We start from the raw sequence: 16,035 nt of genomic DNA, 5'->3' as shown, positions 1-16,035 counted from the left end.
ATTCGCCCAGCCATGCGTTTGAGGGTCGCGGTGCCCCGTCATTCGGCCTATCCTGCCCAGGAGAACGCGACAGAGCAGCATGCGAGCAGCCCCCCGTGAACCCGACAGTGCATGCCGAATGTGCCGAGCACCGGCTTCCCGGCAGCCCGAGCAAAAGACGGCACCCTTCGGGCGCGCCCGGGGCACGATAGCGCGAAGGAACCCACGATGAGCGACAAGATCCTGCCGGTGATCCTTTGCGGTGGCACGGGCACGCGGCTCTGGCCGGTGTCGCGCGAGGGTATGGCCAAGCAGCTCCTTCCCATCGCAGGCGAGGAGACCCTGTTGCAGATGACGCTGCGCCGCGTCGCGGGCAATGGATTTGCCGAACCGATGGTGATCGGCGCCCATCCCGTCCGGTTCACGATCCGCGACCAGGTCGAAGCGGTTGCGCCGGGCGCGCGCGTGGTGATCGAACCTGAGCGGCGCGATACGCTCGCCGCTGTCCTTCTCGCGGCTGCGATCGCGGCGGACGACGATGCCGACAGCGTCCTTGCGGTTATGCCGTCGGATCATCTGATCCGCGAGACCGAGGCTTTCCGCGCCGCAGTCGTGACGGCCGCCACCCAGGTCCGCGAGGCAGGGATTGCGGTGATTGGCGTGACGCCCACCGAACCATCGACCGCCTACGGCTACGTAAAGCCGGGCGCGTCGGCGGGCGAGGGAGCCGCTGCGGTCATGCGCTTCGTCGAGAAACCCGACGCGGAACGGGCGCACCGGCTGATCTTTGACGGCTGCCTGTGGAACGCAGGCATCTTCTGTTTCCGCGCGGGCTGGCTGATCGAGGCCGCGCGCGAGGTCGACCCGAAGACGGTTGCCGCCGTGACCGAGGCCGTGCGCGCTCTGAAGCCCGATCTCGGGATGCTGATTCCGGGGGCTACGTTCGCGAAGGCCCGCGCGATATCCTTCGACCACGGATTCATGGAGACCACGAAGGACGCCTATGTCGTGCCAGCCGATTTCCACTGGTCCGACGTCGGCGACTGGAACGCGGTCTGGTCGGTTCTTGGCAAGGATGCTGCCGATAACGCGATTCGCGGTGACGGGCTGGTGATGGAGGGGCGCGGCAATCTCATCCATTCCGAGGGGCGGCTCGTCTGCGCGCTTGGCGTCGACGACCTTGCCATCGTCGAGACGCCGGACGCGGTCATGGTGGTCCCGCGTGGCCGTGCGCAGGAGGTCAAGTCGCTTGTCGGTGCGCTGAAGGCTGACGGACGGCCCGAGGCCGAGGAGCACATCCGCAATCACAGGCCCTGGGGCTGGTATCAGACGATGGACCTGGGTGAGCGGTTCCGGGTGAAGCGGATCGTGGTGAAGCCGGGCGCGCGGCTGTCGCTGCAGAAGCACCACCACCGGGCGGAACACTGGGTGGTCGTGCGCGGCACGGCCGAGGTGACGCTGGGCGACAAGGTTTCGGTCCTGCACGAGAACGAAAGCGTATACATCCCGATCGGCGGAATCCATCGGCTGGCCAACCCCGGCCGCATCCCGGTCGAGATCATCGAGGTGCAGACCGGCACCTATCTGGAAGAGGACGATATCGAGCGGATCGAGGACGAGTTCGGCCGCGTGTAGCGGCATGGCCTCGCGATTGCCTTGTTGAACCGCTGGTGCGAAGATCTGGCGGTTACTTCCAAGCGTGAGCCATGGGCGACGCGCGGGTGCGTCCGGATCTTCAATGTACTTGTTCGAGCAATCCCGCGACCCTAGATGTTAATCTGGTAAACATGGAGGCTTCGATGAGGTTTCAACTTCTCTGCGCAGGTTTGTTCCAGATCGGGATTATGTTTGCGACGCCTGGCGTTCTGACAGCGCAATCGGCCGGCGACACTGCCGGTCGTGTCGTCGAAGTCGAGATTTCAGCCCCGTCGCTGGCCGGCAACCTGCTCGGGACTCCGGACATCCAAGGTGCCGCCATCTATCTGCCGCCGAGCTACGGCAGCCAACCAGAGCGCCGATATCCGGTTGTGTATCTGCTGCACGGCATCTTCGACGACTATGTCGTCTGGCTTGAGCACTTCGAGGTGCCGGCAATTCTGGATCGCCTCATTGAGGCAGGAGACATTCCAGAATTGGTGGTGGTCATGCCGAATGCTGGAAACAAGTACGGTGGCGGCTTCTATCGCAATTCGGCGGTCAGTGGACACTGGGGCGACTACATCGCCACCGATCTCGTCGCTTTCGTCGACACCAATTATCGCACCAAGGCCAGCGCAGACAGCCGCGCCGTGGTTGGCCATTCCATGGGCGGCTACGGTGCCCTGCATTTAGCGATGACGCGTCCCGGATTGTTCTCTGTTGTTTGGGCCCTGAGTCCGTGCTGTCTGGCTGCCACCGACGACTTTGGCTTCGGCAATGACGCATGGAAACGCGCGGCCGAGGTCGCGTCCGAAGAAGACTTGCAATCCTTGTTCGAGAGCAGGGATTTCTACCCGATCGCTTCGCTCGGCATCGTCACCGCCTTCAGCCCGGATCCCGATAATCCGCCAACCTATGGTGATTTTCCGTTCGATATCGTTCGCGGCGAGGTGGTTCTCGAGGATGCAGCCTACGATCGCTTCTTGGATGCCTTGCCAGTGCGGCGGGTGGACGACTCCCGCGAAGCGCTTCGCAGCTTGCGCGGACTTGCTATCGGCGTCGGTCTTGGCGATCAGTTTCTGCACATTCCGCCTGGAACGCTCGCATTCTCGCAGCGTCTTGGAGCAGAGCGCATACCTCATCGCCTGGACGTCTACGAGGGAGACCATCGTGAGCACGTCGGAGAGCGATTGGAGCGGATCGTCCTTCCCTGGGTTGGCGCGCGACTGGTGCACGCAGAATAGGGAACCTGCTGACCAACGAGCGGTTCCGTCGGAGAGAAATGCGGTGTCAGGCGCAGCCTGAACTCGGCTCGAATTCTCCAAGGATATCGGCGGGGCGCCGGCTGAATGTGCGTTGTGGCGACCCTGTCAGCCTTTCGCGACGGTCCTTCCGAACGACGCCTCCGTCAGTTCCGCGCTCTTCTCCCAAGTGAACGTGGACGCCCGGGCCAACGCCTGCGCCGACAGCCGCCCGTGCAGCACCTCGTCGCTCAGAAGCTGGATCGCGCAGGCGGCAAGCGCTCCGGTGTCTTCGGGGTCGAAGAAGAGGCCGGCGTCGCCCACGACCTCGGGCAGGCTGCCCCGGTCCGACGAGAGGACTGGCGTGCCGCAGGCCATCGCCTCGAGCGCGGGCAGGCCGAAGCCTTCCCACAAGGACGGCATGACGAGCGCGTGGGAGGCGTTCAGAAGCTCGGCCATATCTTCGTCGGAAATCTCGCCGGTGAAAGTGATGCGGTCGGAGGTGCGGGCATCTCGCGACGCGCCGGCCTTGAGTTCGTCGACATTGTCCCAGAACCGCGCGCCGGTCGTGCGGCCGACGATCACCAACCGCGCGAGCGGTTCGGCGGCGAGAACCGCAGGCATTGCTTCGATCAGCCTCAGCACATTCTTGTGGCGGTTGAAGCCTCCGATATAGAGGAGCACCTTGTCGTCCTCGGCGATGCCGTGACGGTCGCGGATGGCGGCGATGCGGGCCGCGTCCTCGATCGGGCGGAACGCCTCGTAGGCGCCTTCGGTCGTCACATCGATCCGGTCGCGCGGGATGCGGAGGATCTGCGACAGGTCGGCGGCCGAGGCGTCGGAGACGGTAAGGATCCGCCGGGCCTGCGCCTTGGCGATCCAGGTCTTGATCTGCCACAGTCGGAAGTTCCGCTTGGTCGGGAAGACGAGATCCGGGAAACGCTCCGGGATGGTGTCGTGAAAGCAGACGAGCTTCGGCACGCGCGACAGGATGGGATAAAATGAATAGCTCGCCGGGAAAAAGAAGAGATCGCAGTCGAGCCTGGCGGCGGCGCGCGAATGGGTCAGCATGTCCGCACCGGCCCGTGCGCTCGTGCCGGACGAGGCTTCGGACATGGACTGGCCGGCGCCCGCGACGACCACATCGACACCTTCGGGCGCGGCGCGTTCTGGGGCGCGGTCGAAGAGGAGGGTATAGCGGAACCCGGTGTCGCGTGCGGCGAGGGCGGCGACGAGGCTGCGGGTGAAGCGGCCGAAACCGCGATCGTTATCCCAGGCGCTCGCGTCGATGGCGACGTGCATGGCCGCTCCTCCTGTTCCTTCCGTTCCCCTATGACCGATCCCGCGCGCGAGCCCAACCGGCGCGAACCTTCTTCGTAGTGCCGATCGTCGTGCGTTTGCAAAGGTTGCAATTCTGTCACGTCGTTTCCATTCCGGCTCCAGTCATCCGATCCGCCCCCAAAGCGGCGATCTTGGACGTGCCATCCCGTGGCGGCTGGAGTAAGGACGATGGGACGCGTTTTTCAGGATCGGATTGAAGCATGACGAGTGATGATCCCGGTTTGGGCAGGCTTCATGTCCTTGAGATGCAAACCCAGTTCGGCGTGGGCGGGATCACGCGGCATGTCCTGTCGCTCAGGGACTGGATGCGTGCGCGGGGCCACCGGATCACGCTCGCCGGCACGTCCGACGCGTGGGCCGGACCGGAGACGGAGTCCGACTATCTGGAGCTGCCCATCAAATTCATCTCGGACTTTGGCGGGTCCGTTCCGGCGCGGCTGACGAACGCCTGCCGCGCCGCCTGGACGCTTCGCCGCTGGCTGAAGGCCAATCGGGTCGACCTGATCCATGCTCACGAATCCGCGCCGATGCTCGCTGCGAACCTTGCCCGGATGGGCACCGGCATCCCGCTTGCGGTCACCTATCACGGCTCCGACCCCTCACGCATCGCTTCCTTTGGCAAAATCGCGTCGAAGGCGGATCTCGTGATCACGCCCTCGCACCGTTCGGCGGAGGATCTGGCGAAGATCGGCGGGGTGCCCGAGGCGAAAATCATGGTCCTGGGCCTCGGCGTTACGCCGGCGCCGGACGACCCGCCCGACGAGATCGCGGCGCTGAGGCGCGAGTTGCTGGCCGGCGGCGAGAAGCTCGTCATTACCGTCGCGCGACTAGTGCATCAGAAGGGCATCGACATCCTGATCGACGTGGTCGCCCGGATCATGCGCGACCATCCTGAACTCCGCTTCGTGGTCGCGGGCGACGGGCCGGACGAAGCGAAGCTGAAGGCGCTGGCGAAAGAGCGGGGCGTGGAGAGCCATCTTCGCTTCCTCGGCCGCGTGAGCCGCCCGCATCTCTACTTGCGCGCTGCGGACCTCTTCCTCCTGACCTCTCGCTGGGAGGCGCTGCCGTTCACGATCGTGGAGGCGTTCCAGGCGGGAACGCCCTCCGTGTCGGCGGCCTGTTCCGGGGTGGTCGAACTCATCGATGACGAGGTGGGGCGCGTCGTGCCGATCGGTGACGTGGACGCGATTGCCACGGCGGTCACGGAAATCCTTACGAATGATACGCTTCCCGAATCCATGGGCATAGCGGCGCTCGCAAAATCGAAGCTGGACCGGTTCGACCCGGACTGGGTGCACAGGCAGTTCGAGAAAACCTATTTCTCGCTTGCGGGGCGCGGGGTCAGCCCGCCAGCCGCCTGAGGTGATCGGCACTGGCGGCGAGGCCCGAGGTGAGGTCGAAGTCCGGCGCGTAGCCAAGCCTTTGGCGCGCATGGTCGATGCGGCATGTACCTGCCCCGGAAAACTCCTCGAGAAGATGATGGTTGGGATGGAGCATACCGCCTTTCGAAACTCGCCGCTTCAGCCCCCTCACCATTGCCTCGAACCGTTGATGGCCGATGATCCGCCGCACGAGGGCGCTGACGCGCGCCGCAAGCGATGGCGGCGCGTCCTCGCTTTCGTCGGGTTTCGGCCCGAGACCCGCAGTCAGTTGCTGAAGAGGTACGTGCCGGACCTCGCCCCGACCGATGATCCGCGCGTAGCCCTCCAAAAGCGCCGACCACGGGAATGGCTCCGGCCCCGAGATCACGAAGCGTTCGCGCCCGAGATCTGGCAGCACGGCCGCCCGAAGCGCTGCCTGAACGACATCGTCCACAAAGACGCCGTTGCAGCGCCCCTCCGGCTCGGGCAGAACGACGCCGCCTTGCGCGAGAGCGGTGGCGAAGCCGTCTGTCCAGAGCGAGGATCCGGGGCCGTAGACGATCGTTGGCTGAAGGATCGCCACGGACATCGGCGCGGACATGAGCCGCATTTCCATGGCGACCTTGGCGCGCCGGTAGGCGCTGCCGCCGGGGCGCTCCATCGACCCGGTTTCGTCGATGTCATGGTCGGGCCAGTCGTCGTAGACGACGATGGAGCTCGTGTGAACGATGCGTTTCACGCCGGCCGTATCGGCCGCTTTCAAGAGCCGGTCGAAGGCGTCAAGGTTCGCGGCCGCAGTGGCGCGGACGTCATAGGCGAGGTTGAACAACACCTCGTGCCCGGCGAGTTGGGCGGCGAGGGCAGATTCGTCCTCCATTCCACCCATCACGATCTCTACGGGAAGATCGCGCACGCCCGCGCGGCTGCGGACCAGCGCTGTCACTTCCGCGCCGTGTTCGGCCAGGGCGGCGACGAGGCGCCGACCGATGAAACCCGTCGCACCGGTGACGAAAACCTTGCGCCCCTTGAGCCCCACAATCGCGTCTGTTTCCATGCTTCACCCAATTGCCGCTGCGGCGCAGAATAGACACAGCGCCGCGCCATTGAAACTGTCACCGGGTCCCAAGCTGGCCCGAATCCATCGGCTATGCTAGCGCCATTGCATTGTTTATCGGATTGGGTTGGCGCTTTTTGGGTGGCGCGCCGGGAAGGATCGGGCATGCGGATCGGAGTGATCGGGGCGGCTGGCAAGATCGGCCAAATGCGCGTTGCGACGGTCCTCTCAGAGTCGCGGGCGGAACTCGTGGCCGTCATGGACATGACGATTGAGAAAGCCAAGGCACATGCCCACGGCGTCCCGGCTTTCACCGATCTCGACGCCTTCCTGGATGTGCCCATGGACGCCGTCGTGATCTCCACGCCTGCTCATGTGCGCGAACCCTTGTGTCTTGCCGCCTTCGAGCACGGCCTGCACGTGCTGTCGGAAAAGCCGCTGCACAACACGGTCGAGGGAAGCCGCCGCATTCTCGCCGCCGCGAAGACGGCGAAACGGCACCTCGGGGCCGGCTTCAACATGCGCTACTATCCCGCTTTCGCCTACGTGAAGGACGTGATGGAAAGCGGCGAGATTGGCGATATAGACCATGTCCGCATCTATGGCGGCCACGCGGGGCTTTCGAACTTCGCGCATGACTGGGAGTACAAGTCCGAACTCTCGGGCGGGGGCGCGATGTGGGATGTGGGAATCCACATGACCGACATGGGCCGCCATCTGATGGGCGAGATCACGCGGGTCTACGGCGTCTCCTCGAACAAGGTCTGGGGTGTTGAGGGGTCGGAGGACAACGCAATGGCGGTCTTCACCGCGCCGTCCGGGCTTTCGGCGATCTACCAAGCCTCTTGGAACGACTGGAACGGCTACAAGAGCATGGTCGAGGCTTACGGCACGAAGGGCATGGTGCGCGGGGCCTATGCGCCGATGCGCAACGACCTGATCGTCATGGATCGGCCGGGCGGGGCGCAGCGCCGGACGACGAAGCGTTACTTAGACATCGCGGTGCGCGAGAAACTGCAGTCGTGGAAGACGACGGCGGTGAAGTCGTTCGCCGACGAGCTTTCCGAATTCATCGACCTCGTCGAGGGCAAGACGGAACTGCGGATCGCCGACGGACATGCCGGTCTCCGCGCGATCGAGGTCGCCGCGGCGGTGGCGGAATCGACACGCAGCGGGCAGGCGGTCGAGCTCGAGAACCTTGGGCCGATGCGGGTGTGATCGTGGCGCAGGACAGGACAGGCGGGGGAAGAGACATGGACGAGGATCCGAAGCTGTCGATCGTGCTCACGGTCGTCGAAGGCGGCACATATGTGCGCGACTTTCTGCGCGACGTCGCGGCATTCGAGAACCCGCCGCCACTGGAAGTCATCGTGCCCTACGACGACAGCATCGCCGACATCGCCGCGTATCAGGACGAGTTTCCGGACGTGAAGTTCTTGCCCCTCGGCCGCATCGTGCCGAAGAGGCCGATCACCAGCGAGGCAGGCAAGCACGAGCTTTACGACCGCCGCCGGTCGGCTGGGCTTGCGGCCGTGACCGGCGACATCATCGGCATTCTGGAGGATCGCGGGCGGCCGCAGAAGGATTGGGCGCGGGTGCTTGTCGGGCTCTATGCCGAGACCGGCAAGAACGTCATCGGCGGCGCGATCGAGTGCAAGGAGCCGGCGAGCATTCTCAACTGGTCCTTCTACGTCACCGATTTCGGCCGTTACGGGCGTCCCTTCGACAGCGGCCCGGCCGACTGGGTTTCAGACGTCAATCTCAGCTATTCCCGGTGGGCATTGGAGGAGACGCGGCATCTCTGGAAGGATCGCTATCATGAGCCGATCGTGCACTGGTACCTGATCGACAAGGGAGAGGCGCTGTGGCTTTCGAACGAGCTGGTCGTGCATCATCAGCGCCCGCCCACAACGTTTCGCCAGTTGTTGCCGGAACGCTTTGGCTGGGGCCGGCTGTTCGGAGAAATCCGGGTGCGCGACATGCCCGCGGGCAAGCGCTGGGTGCTGATCCTGGCAAGCCCGCTGATCGCCCCGGTTCTCTGGTTCCGGCATTTCCGCATCCAGGCGTCGAAGGGAAGGGCGGGGCGCTATCTTCGCGCGCTGCCTTTCGTGATGCTCTTGAGTTCGGCCTGGACGCTTGGAGAAGTCTGGGGCTACATCACGAAGCGCAACTAATCACTGGTGAGTTGCGATGCTCGACGCGTTTCTCGAGGTCTTGGTCTGCATTTGCGCAGACGCGGTGACGGTCGAGCCTCACTAGTGCCGCAGCCTGCCGGATTTACACCCGCCCGAAGACGCCGCCGGCCAGGATCGCGTCCCAGCGTGCCGGCCGCTCGGGATTCTGCATCTTGAGGAAGCTGTAGCCCGTGCGACGCCAGTCGAGGATGCCGGACCGTAAATTGTCCAGCACGAAGTCGCCCTGTTCGGTGCGCAGCACCAGAACCGCATGCGAGTTGCGCCGTTGGTCGAGAACCGTGGCGATCAGCAGAGAACGCGCCGGAAGACCGGCCGCGATCAGCCGACGCTTCTTCTCGAGCGCGAAATCCTCGCAGTCGCCGCCGCGCCGGGTGGGAAGGGCCCACATCTCTTCGATGCCGTACTGGCTCCGGTCCGACAACTCGCGGGTCCGAGCGTTTACGGCCGTGTTGACACGGCGGGCATGATGAAGCAGGTCGCTTGGGGCAATTGCAGCGCCGCTACCCGAACAGGCCCAGCCGTAGCGGTGGCACAGGGTCGCGGCGCCCGATGGCGCGGCGATCGCACTTTTCGGCGCCAGCCGCGCGGGATCGATCCGCGAAGCGGCCTGAGAGCCGTGGGGCAGGCCAAGCGCGACGAGCGCGCAAAGAGCGATTGTGCGGAGCGATACGTCAATCGGTCCGCGAGTCCAGAGCGGCAGCATCATGGTGGCGGTCTCGCGAAAGTGGCAGCTTTCGCAGCCATCCCGCCATCGAGATGTGGCGACAATGTGCCGGAACCGGGGCGATTATTCGGTATAGTTGTGTTTAGGCCGGTTTATTCGCCTCAACTATCCCCGACTTCCGCCGAGGTTTTGCTAAGTCTTGCCGTGGTTGCGGCGACTGACATGAACGCTTTTCCGCCCCGAAAGTTGTCCAAAGGCGGCGAGAAAAGTTAGTCAAAACAGTTATATACAGGCTTGGCCAAAGCAGGCTCGCGTCTACTAAATATTTAGTTTGACAAACGCCGGCGCATCCATGGATGATCTGTCGGCCAGTTTCCGCTGGCCCAACATGAACAGGGAGGAGACAGGATGCGGAAGTATCTTCTCTCCGCGGTGGCCGTTTCTGCGGTCATTGCGGGGGCTGGGCAGGCTTTTGCCGATGCCGCGGCCGCACAGAAATGGATCGACGACGAATTCCAGCCCTCGGTGCTCTCGAAAGAAGAGCAGATGGCCGAGATGGAATGGTTCATCAGCGCCGCCGAGCCCTATGCGGGCATGGAGATCAACGTGTTGTCGGAAGGCATTCCGACACATTCCTATGAATCGGAGGTCCTGACCAAGGCGTTCGAGGAGATCACCGGCATCAAGGTGAACCACCAGATCCTCGGCGAAGGCGAGGTGGTGCAGGCGGTGCAGACGCAGATGCAGACGCAACGCAACCTCTATGACGGTTATGTCAACGACTCGGACCTCATCGGTACCCATTCGCGCCTTCAGCTGGCCTATCCGCTCAGCGACATGATGGCGGGGGGCTGGGCCGACGTGACCAACCCCGGGCTCGACCTCGATGACTTCATGGGCAAGCAATTCACGACCGGCCCGGATGGCAAGCTTTACCAGCTTCCAGATCAGCAGTTCGCGAACCTCTACTGGTTCCGCAAGGACTGGTTCGACCGCGAGGACCTGCAGGCGCAGTTCAAGGAAAAATACGGCTACGATCTCGGTGTGCCGGTCAACTGGTCGGCTTATGAGGACATTGCCGAGTTCTTCACCAACGACGTGAAGGAAATCGACGGGGTCCAGATCTACGGCCACATGGATTACGGCAAGCGCGCCCCGGACCTCGGCTGGCGGATGACCGACGCCTGGCTGTCGATGGCCGGTGCCGGCACCCAGGGCGAGCCGAACGGCGTGCCGATCGACGAATGGGGCATCCGCATGGAAGCGGGCACCTGCAACCCCGTCGGCGCGAGCGTGAGCCGTGGCGGCGAGGCGAACGGTCCCGCGGCGGTCTACGCCATCGCCAAATGGGACGAGTGGCTGAGGAAGTACGCACCTCCGGGCGCGGCCTCCTACGACTTCTACCAGTCGCTGCCGGCGCTGTCTCAGGGCAACGTCGCCCAGCAGATCTTCTGGTACACGGCCTTCACCGCCGACATGGTGAAGCCGAAATCCGAGGGCAACAACACCGTCGATGACGAGGGCAATCCGCTGTGGCGGATGGCGCCTTCGCCGCACGGCCCCTACTGGCAGGAAGGCCAGAAGGTCGGCTATCAGGACGTGGGATCGTGGACCTTCCTCAAGTCGACCCCGGAGGACCGAGCCAAGGCGGCCTGGCTCTATGGGCAGTTCGTGACGTCGAAGACTGTCGACACCAAGAAGTCGCATGTGGGTCTGACATTCATTCGCGACAGCACTGTCCGGCATGAAAGCTTCACCGAACGCGCGCCGAAGCTCGGCGGTCTGGTGGAATTCTACCGCTCGCCGGACCGCGTGCGTTGGTCGCCTACGGGGATCAACGTGCCTGATTATCCGAAGCTGGCCCAGATCTGGTGGCAGCAGATCGGTGACGTGAACTCCGGCGCCTTCACGCCGCAGGAAGCGATGGACCGACTGGCCGAAGAGATGGACATCACCATGGCCCGGATGCAGGCGGCCGACGAATCTGCCGGCGTATACGGCGGCTGCGGTCCCCGGCTGAACCCCGAAGTCGATCCCTCGGAATGGCTCGGCAAGCCGGACGGTCCGAAGGCCAAGCTCGATAACGAGAAGCCCCAGGGCGAGACCGTCAACTACGACGAGCTCGTGGCCCGCTGGGCCGAGAACTGAGACCAAGCGAAACTCCCGTCCGGCCATCGCGCCGGGCGGGTCCGGCCGGGGCGGCTGCGCCCCGGCCTTCGCGACCCGCGAGCGGCCGTCGCGGATCGTGCCGGGGAGGGGACATGGCGCTCGAACTCAAGGCGATCACCAAGCGCGTGGGCCAGGTGACGCATATCAAGGAAACCTCGCTTGTCTTGGAGCCGGGACGATTCAACATTCTCCTCGGCGAGACGGGATCGGGCAAGACCTCGCTGATCAAGCTGATGGCCGGGCTCGACCGGGTGTCTTCCGGGCAGATCTTCATGGATGGGCAGGACGTCACCGGGATGAGCCCGCAGAAGCGCAACATCAGCCTCGTCCACCAGTTCTTCGTCAATTACCCCCACATGACGGTGTTCGACAATATCGCCTCGCCGCTCCGGGTGGCGCGTCTGCCGAAGTCCGAGATCCAGGGGCGCGTTGAGGCTGCGGCGGATGTGCTGCAGCTGCGTCCAATGCTCCACCGCCGTCCGCATGAACTCTCTGGCGGGCAGCAGCAGAGGACCGCGCTCGCCCGCGCTATCGCCAAGGAATCCACCGCCGTCTTTCTCGACGAACCGCTCGCCAATCTCGACTACAAGCTGCGCGAGGAGTTGCGCGACCAGCTGCCCGAGCTGTTCGCCGGTCGTGGCGCGGTGGTCGTCTACGCGACGTCGGAACCGGCCGAGGCGTTGATGCTCGGCGGCAAGACGGCGCTGATGCAGGACGGATACGTCACGCAATTCGGCCCGACGGCCGAGATCTACCGGCACCCCAACACATTGACGTCGGCCCGCGTCTTCTCCGACCCGCCGATCAACTCGGCGATGGTCGCGAAAAAAGGCGACCGGGCCGAGCTTGGACACGGCGTCGGCTGGCGGCTTATCGGCCCTGCGGCCGAACTAAAGGACGGCACCTACACCGTCGCGGTGCGGCCGAACTACGTTTCGCCCGTGCGTACGGAAACCGCGCATGTGCCCATGACCGGAACCGTGCAGATCACCGAGCTGTCGGGCTCAGAGTCGACCGCGCATTTCCGGATGGGGGAAGAGACCTGGGTGTCGCTCGCCTCTGGCGTCCATCCCTACCGCGTCGGCGAGGATCATGAGTTCTTCATGGACCCCGCGCATTGCTTCTATTTCGCGCCCGACGGCGCGCTCGTGGCCTGAGGGGAAGAGATGGCGAAGATCACGCTTGAAAAGCTGCGCCACAGCTACATGGCCGATCCGAAAGGCCCCGAGGACTATGCGCTGAAGGAGATTGATCTCGACTGGGAGAACGGCGGCGCCTACGCTCTTCTCGGTCCGTCAGGATGCGGGAAATCCACACTTCTGAATATCATTTCCGGACTTCTTTACCCTACGGAAGGGCGGATCCTTTTCGACGGCAATGACGTGACGCAGCTTCCGCCGGACAAGCGCAATATCGCGCAGGTGTTCCAGTTTCCCGTCATCTACGACACGATGACGGTCTACGACAACCTTGCCTTTCCGCTCAGGAATCGGGGGGTCGACGAGGGGCATGTAAAAGCGCGAGTCGAAGAGATCGCCGCGATGCTCGAAGTGACGGAGATGCTGAGCGTCCGCGCCGCGCACCTGACGGCTGACAACAAGCAGAAAATCTCCATGGGCCGCGGCCTTGTTCGCGACGACGTCAACGTCATCATGTTCGACGAGCCGCTGACCGTGATCGATCCGCACCTGAAATGGAAACTCAGGTCGAAACTGAAAGAGCTGCACCAGCGCGTGCGCGTGACGATGATCTATGTCACGCACGACCAGACCGAGGCGCTGACCTTCGCCGATCAGGTCGTGGTGATGCAGGAAGGCGAGGTCGTGCAGATCGGCACGCCCGTGGAGCTGTTCGAACGCCCGGCGCATACATTCGTGGGCCACTTCATTGGCTCGCCCGGCATGAATGTCCTGCCGGCCGAAGTTCGGGACGGCGCGGCCTTCTTCGCTGGTCAGCGGATCGTGCTTGAAGGAACTATCTCAGCCGGATCGGGCCGCCACGAAATCGGCGTCCGGCCGGAATTCGTTGCGCTGTCCGAGGCAGGCGTTCCGGCGACCGTGCGCAAGGTAATGGACCTCGGCCGCCACTCGGTCGTCGAGGCTGTCGCGGGCGATGCGCGCATCAGCGCCGTGGTCGAAGGTGCGGCGCCGGGACAGGGCGACACCGTTCACCTTTCCTTCAAGCCCGAGCAGACGCGGCTGTACCGGGACGGATGGATCGCCAGCGAAAAAGGGAGGGCCGCCTGATGCGCAAGGTCAACCAGAAGGGCTGGCTCTTCGTCCTCCCGGTCCTCATCCTCGTCGCGTTCAACGCGCTCGTCCCGATGATGACGGTCGTGAACTACTCGGTGCAGGAAACCTTTGGCAACAACCAGTTCTTCTGGCACGGACTGGGATGGTTCCAGGATATCTTGCGCTCCGAACGGTTCCACGCCGCGCTCGGGCGTCAGTTCCTGTTCACCTTCATGATCCTCGTGATCGAGGTGCCGCTGGGCATCATCATCGCCCTGTCGATGCCCCGCAAGGGGTTCTGGGTGCCGGTCTGCCTGGTCACGATGGCGCTGCCGATGCTGATCCCGTGGAACGTCGTGGGCGCGATGTGGAACATCTTCACGCTCCCCGACATCGGTCTGCTCGGCTACCTGATGAACCACACGCTCGGCATCGATTACAACATGACGCGGAGCCCGATAGCGGCTTGGGTCACGATCATCACCATGGATGTCTGGCACTGGACTTCGCTGGTCGTACTTTTGTGCTATGCGGGGCTTGTCTCAATCCCCGATGCCTACTACCAGGCCGCGAAGATCGACGGGGCGTCGAACTGGGCGGTGTTCCGCTACATCCAGTTGCCGAAGATGAAGCAGGTGCTGACCATCGCCATTCTTCTGCGCTTCATGGACAGCTTCAACATATACACCGAGCCCTTCGTGCTGACGGGGGGCGGGCCCGGCAACTCCACGACGCTCCTGTCGATCGACCTCGTGAAGATCGCACTTGGCCAGTTCGACCTCGGCCCGGCGGCGGCGATGAGCCTGATCTACTTCGCGATCACGCTTTTCGTCTCGTGGCTGTTCTACACGCTGATGACGCGGCACGACGTGAAATAGGGGATCAAGATGAAGAAGCGATCAATCATTCCAATCCTCTACATCCTCTTCCTCATGTTGCCGATCTACTGGCTCGTGGCGATGAGCTTCAAGACCACACAGGAGATTCTGGGAGGGTTCTCGCTTTTTCCCCAGACCTGGACGCTGGCGAGCTACAAGACGATATTCACCGATCCGACCTGGTACTGGGGTTACATCAATTCCATCATCTACGTAACGATAAACACAGTGATTTCCGTCACGGTGGCGCTGCCGGCGGCCTATGCCTTCTCGCGCTACCGCTTCCTCGGCGACAAGCAGTTGTTCTTCTGGCTCCTGACCAATCGGATGGCGCCGGCGGCGGTCTTCGCGCTGCCCTTCTTCCAACTCTACTCGGCGATGGAGCTCTTCGACACGCATATCGCGGTCGCGCTCGCGCACTGCCTGTTCAACATCCCTCTCGCGGTCTGGATTCTCGAAGGCTTCATGCGCGGAGTGCCGAAGGAGCTGGATGAGACCGCGTTCGTCGATGGCTACTCGTTCCCACGCTTCTTCGCCACGATCTTCATCCCGACGATCAAGGCGGGCGTCGGCGTTGCCGCCTTCTTCTGCTTCATGTTCTCCTGGGTCGAGCTTCTGCTGGCGAAGACGCTGACCGCGGTCTATGCCAAACCGATCGCCGCCACGATGACGCGGACGGCGTCTTCGGCCGGTTACGAGCTGGGATTGTTGGCGGCGGCCGGAACGCTCACCATCATCCCCGGAGCCATCGTCATCTGGTTCGTCCGCAACTACATCGCCAAGGGCTTCGCCCTGGGGAGGGTATGATGCGCCTGCTTGCGATCCTATTCAGCCTCGCCCCCCTCGCCGCCGCCGCCCAGACGCAGGGCTGGGGCGATCTGGGCAAAGCCGAAGAGAAGGGCTTTTCCTGGACCGCGCCGCTCTGGCCATCGTTTTGGATGGCCTGGACGCCTGCGACGCTCGCGGTCTTCATCGGCATATTCGGCGCGATGGGCGCGCTCACGGTCCTCGAGATCGTGCGCCCCGGCGGGGCCGAACGGAAGGGTGTTCTCGGGCTGGTGACAACACGCGGCGACCGACTATTCATGACGCTTCTGGGTACGTCCTACATCTTCATGGCGTGGCTCTGGCTCTTCGGAATGCCGCTCTGGTGGCCGTTGGCGATCGCCATCGCCTGGGGCCTGTTCTGCTTCTGGAAAGTCTGAACGCGCGGGAAAGCATGAAAACCAAAGGGAAATCTGCTACAAGATCGGAACGAGGATCGTGCAGCAAAAAAATGAGAAC

The 16,035-nt window shown here is 63.7% G+C and carries 14 protein-coding genes; 11 read left to right on the top strand and 3 right to left on the bottom strand.

The window, feature by feature from the left end:
* Nucleotides 1–207 precede the first annotated feature (207 nt).
* Together DEA8626_RS07690 and DEA8626_RS07685 are read left to right on the top strand one after the other, a co-directional pair.
* Nucleotides 208–1,614 (top strand): mannose-1-phosphate guanylyltransferase/mannose-6-phosphate isomerase, encoded by a 1,407-nt coding sequence (locus tag DEA8626_RS07690; RefSeq protein WP_108852419.1) that lies wholly within the window; start codon nucleotides 208–210, stop codon nucleotides 1,612–1,614.
* Nucleotides 1,615–1,778: 164 nt separating this feature from the next.
* Entirely contained in the window at nucleotides 1,779–2,861 is a 1,083-nt protein-coding gene (locus DEA8626_RS07685; protein WP_181366382.1) for an alpha/beta hydrolase, read from the top strand.
* A gap of 126 nt (nucleotides 2,862–2,987) precedes the next feature.
* Here the strand turns inward: DEA8626_RS07685 and DEA8626_RS07680 are convergent, their stop codons facing one another.
* The gene (locus DEA8626_RS07680) at nucleotides 2,988–4,160 is read right to left on the bottom strand and encodes a glycosyltransferase family 4 protein (RefSeq protein WP_108852417.1); all 1,173 of its coding nucleotides are present in this window, start codon (nucleotides 4,158–4,160) and stop codon (nucleotides 2,988–2,990) included.
* 239 nt (nucleotides 4,161–4,399) lie between these two features.
* Between DEA8626_RS07680 and DEA8626_RS07675 the strand changes: the two genes are divergently transcribed.
* Nucleotides 4,400–5,560, top strand: a complete 1,161-nt coding sequence (locus DEA8626_RS07675; RefSeq protein WP_108852416.1) for a glycosyltransferase family 4 protein — start codon at nucleotides 4,400–4,402, stop codon at nucleotides 5,558–5,560.
* Here the strand turns inward: DEA8626_RS07675 and DEA8626_RS07670 are convergent.
* Nucleotides 5,541–6,614: an NAD-dependent epimerase/dehydratase family protein gene (locus DEA8626_RS07670; RefSeq protein ID WP_108852415.1), complete on the bottom strand. Its 1,074-nt coding sequence runs from the start codon at nucleotides 6,612–6,614 to the stop codon at nucleotides 5,541–5,543. The genes DEA8626_RS07675 and DEA8626_RS07670 overlap by 20 nt on opposite strands.
* A 165-nt stretch (nucleotides 6,615–6,779) precedes the next feature.
* Here DEA8626_RS07670 and DEA8626_RS07665 point away from each other — a divergent pair, with 165 nt between their 5' ends.
* A complete protein-coding gene (locus DEA8626_RS07665; protein WP_181366381.1) occupies nucleotides 6,780–7,832 on the top strand; it encodes a Gfo/Idh/MocA family protein in 1,053 nt (350 codons plus the stop codon).
* Between the two features lie 35 nt (nucleotides 7,833–7,867).
* On the top strand, nucleotides 7,868–8,788 hold the full coding sequence (locus tag DEA8626_RS07660; protein WP_108852413.1) for a glycosyltransferase family 2 protein: 921 nt from the start codon (nucleotides 7,868–7,870) through the stop codon (nucleotides 8,786–8,788).
* A gap of 103 nt (nucleotides 8,789–8,891) precedes the next feature.
* Here DEA8626_RS07660 and DEA8626_RS07655 read toward each other — a convergent pair whose 3' ends face one another.
* Nucleotides 8,892–9,515, bottom strand: a complete 624-nt coding sequence (locus tag DEA8626_RS07655; protein ID WP_108852412.1) for a transglutaminase-like cysteine peptidase — start codon at nucleotides 9,513–9,515, stop codon at nucleotides 8,892–8,894.
* A 366-nt stretch (nucleotides 9,516–9,881) separates the two neighbouring features.
* On the opposite strand from DEA8626_RS07655, the gene DEA8626_RS07650 reads away from it, so the two are divergent.
* The 6 genes from DEA8626_RS07650 to DEA8626_RS07625 all read left to right on the top strand — a co-directional run bounded on the left by DEA8626_RS07650 (nucleotide 9,882) and on the right by DEA8626_RS07625 (nucleotide 15,956).
* A complete protein-coding gene (locus tag DEA8626_RS07650; protein WP_108852411.1) occupies nucleotides 9,882–11,621 on the top strand; it encodes an ABC transporter substrate-binding protein in 1,740 nt (579 codons plus the stop codon).
* Between the two features lie 113 nt (nucleotides 11,622–11,734).
* Nucleotides 11,735–12,799 carry an ABC transporter ATP-binding protein gene (locus tag DEA8626_RS07645; RefSeq protein WP_108852410.1) on the top strand — a complete coding sequence of 355 codons (1,065 nt, stop codon included), beginning with the start codon at nucleotides 11,735–11,737 and terminating at the stop codon, nucleotides 12,797–12,799.
* 9 nt (nucleotides 12,800–12,808) lie between these two features.
* Nucleotides 12,809–13,888: an ABC transporter ATP-binding protein gene (locus tag DEA8626_RS07640; RefSeq protein ID WP_108852409.1), complete on the top strand. Its 1,080-nt coding sequence runs from the start codon at nucleotides 12,809–12,811 to the stop codon at nucleotides 13,886–13,888.
* Nucleotides 13,888–14,751, top strand: a complete 864-nt coding sequence (locus DEA8626_RS07635; protein ID WP_108852408.1) for a carbohydrate ABC transporter permease — start codon at nucleotides 13,888–13,890, stop codon at nucleotides 14,749–14,751. The genes DEA8626_RS07640 and DEA8626_RS07635 overlap by 1 nt, the downstream gene beginning before the upstream one ends.
* A 9-nt stretch (nucleotides 14,752–14,760) precedes the next feature.
* Nucleotides 14,761–15,558, top strand: coding sequence for a carbohydrate ABC transporter permease (locus DEA8626_RS07630; RefSeq protein WP_108852407.1), 798 nt, complete (start codon nucleotides 14,761–14,763; stop codon nucleotides 15,556–15,558).
* Nucleotides 15,558–15,956 carry a DUF2160 domain-containing protein gene (locus tag DEA8626_RS07625; RefSeq protein WP_245890792.1) on the top strand — a complete coding sequence of 133 codons (399 nt, stop codon included), beginning with the start codon at nucleotides 15,558–15,560 and terminating at the stop codon, nucleotides 15,954–15,956. Before DEA8626_RS07630 ends, DEA8626_RS07625 begins: the two co-directional genes overlap by 1 nt.
* Nucleotides 15,957–16,035 lie beyond the last annotated feature (79 nt).

It is taken from the genome of Defluviimonas aquaemixtae (assembly GCF_900302475.1).
Lineage (GTDB): Bacteria > Pseudomonadota > Alphaproteobacteria > Rhodobacterales > Rhodobacteraceae > Albidovulum > Albidovulum aquaemixtae.
This window is presented reverse-complemented; position numbering and strand designations above follow the sequence as displayed.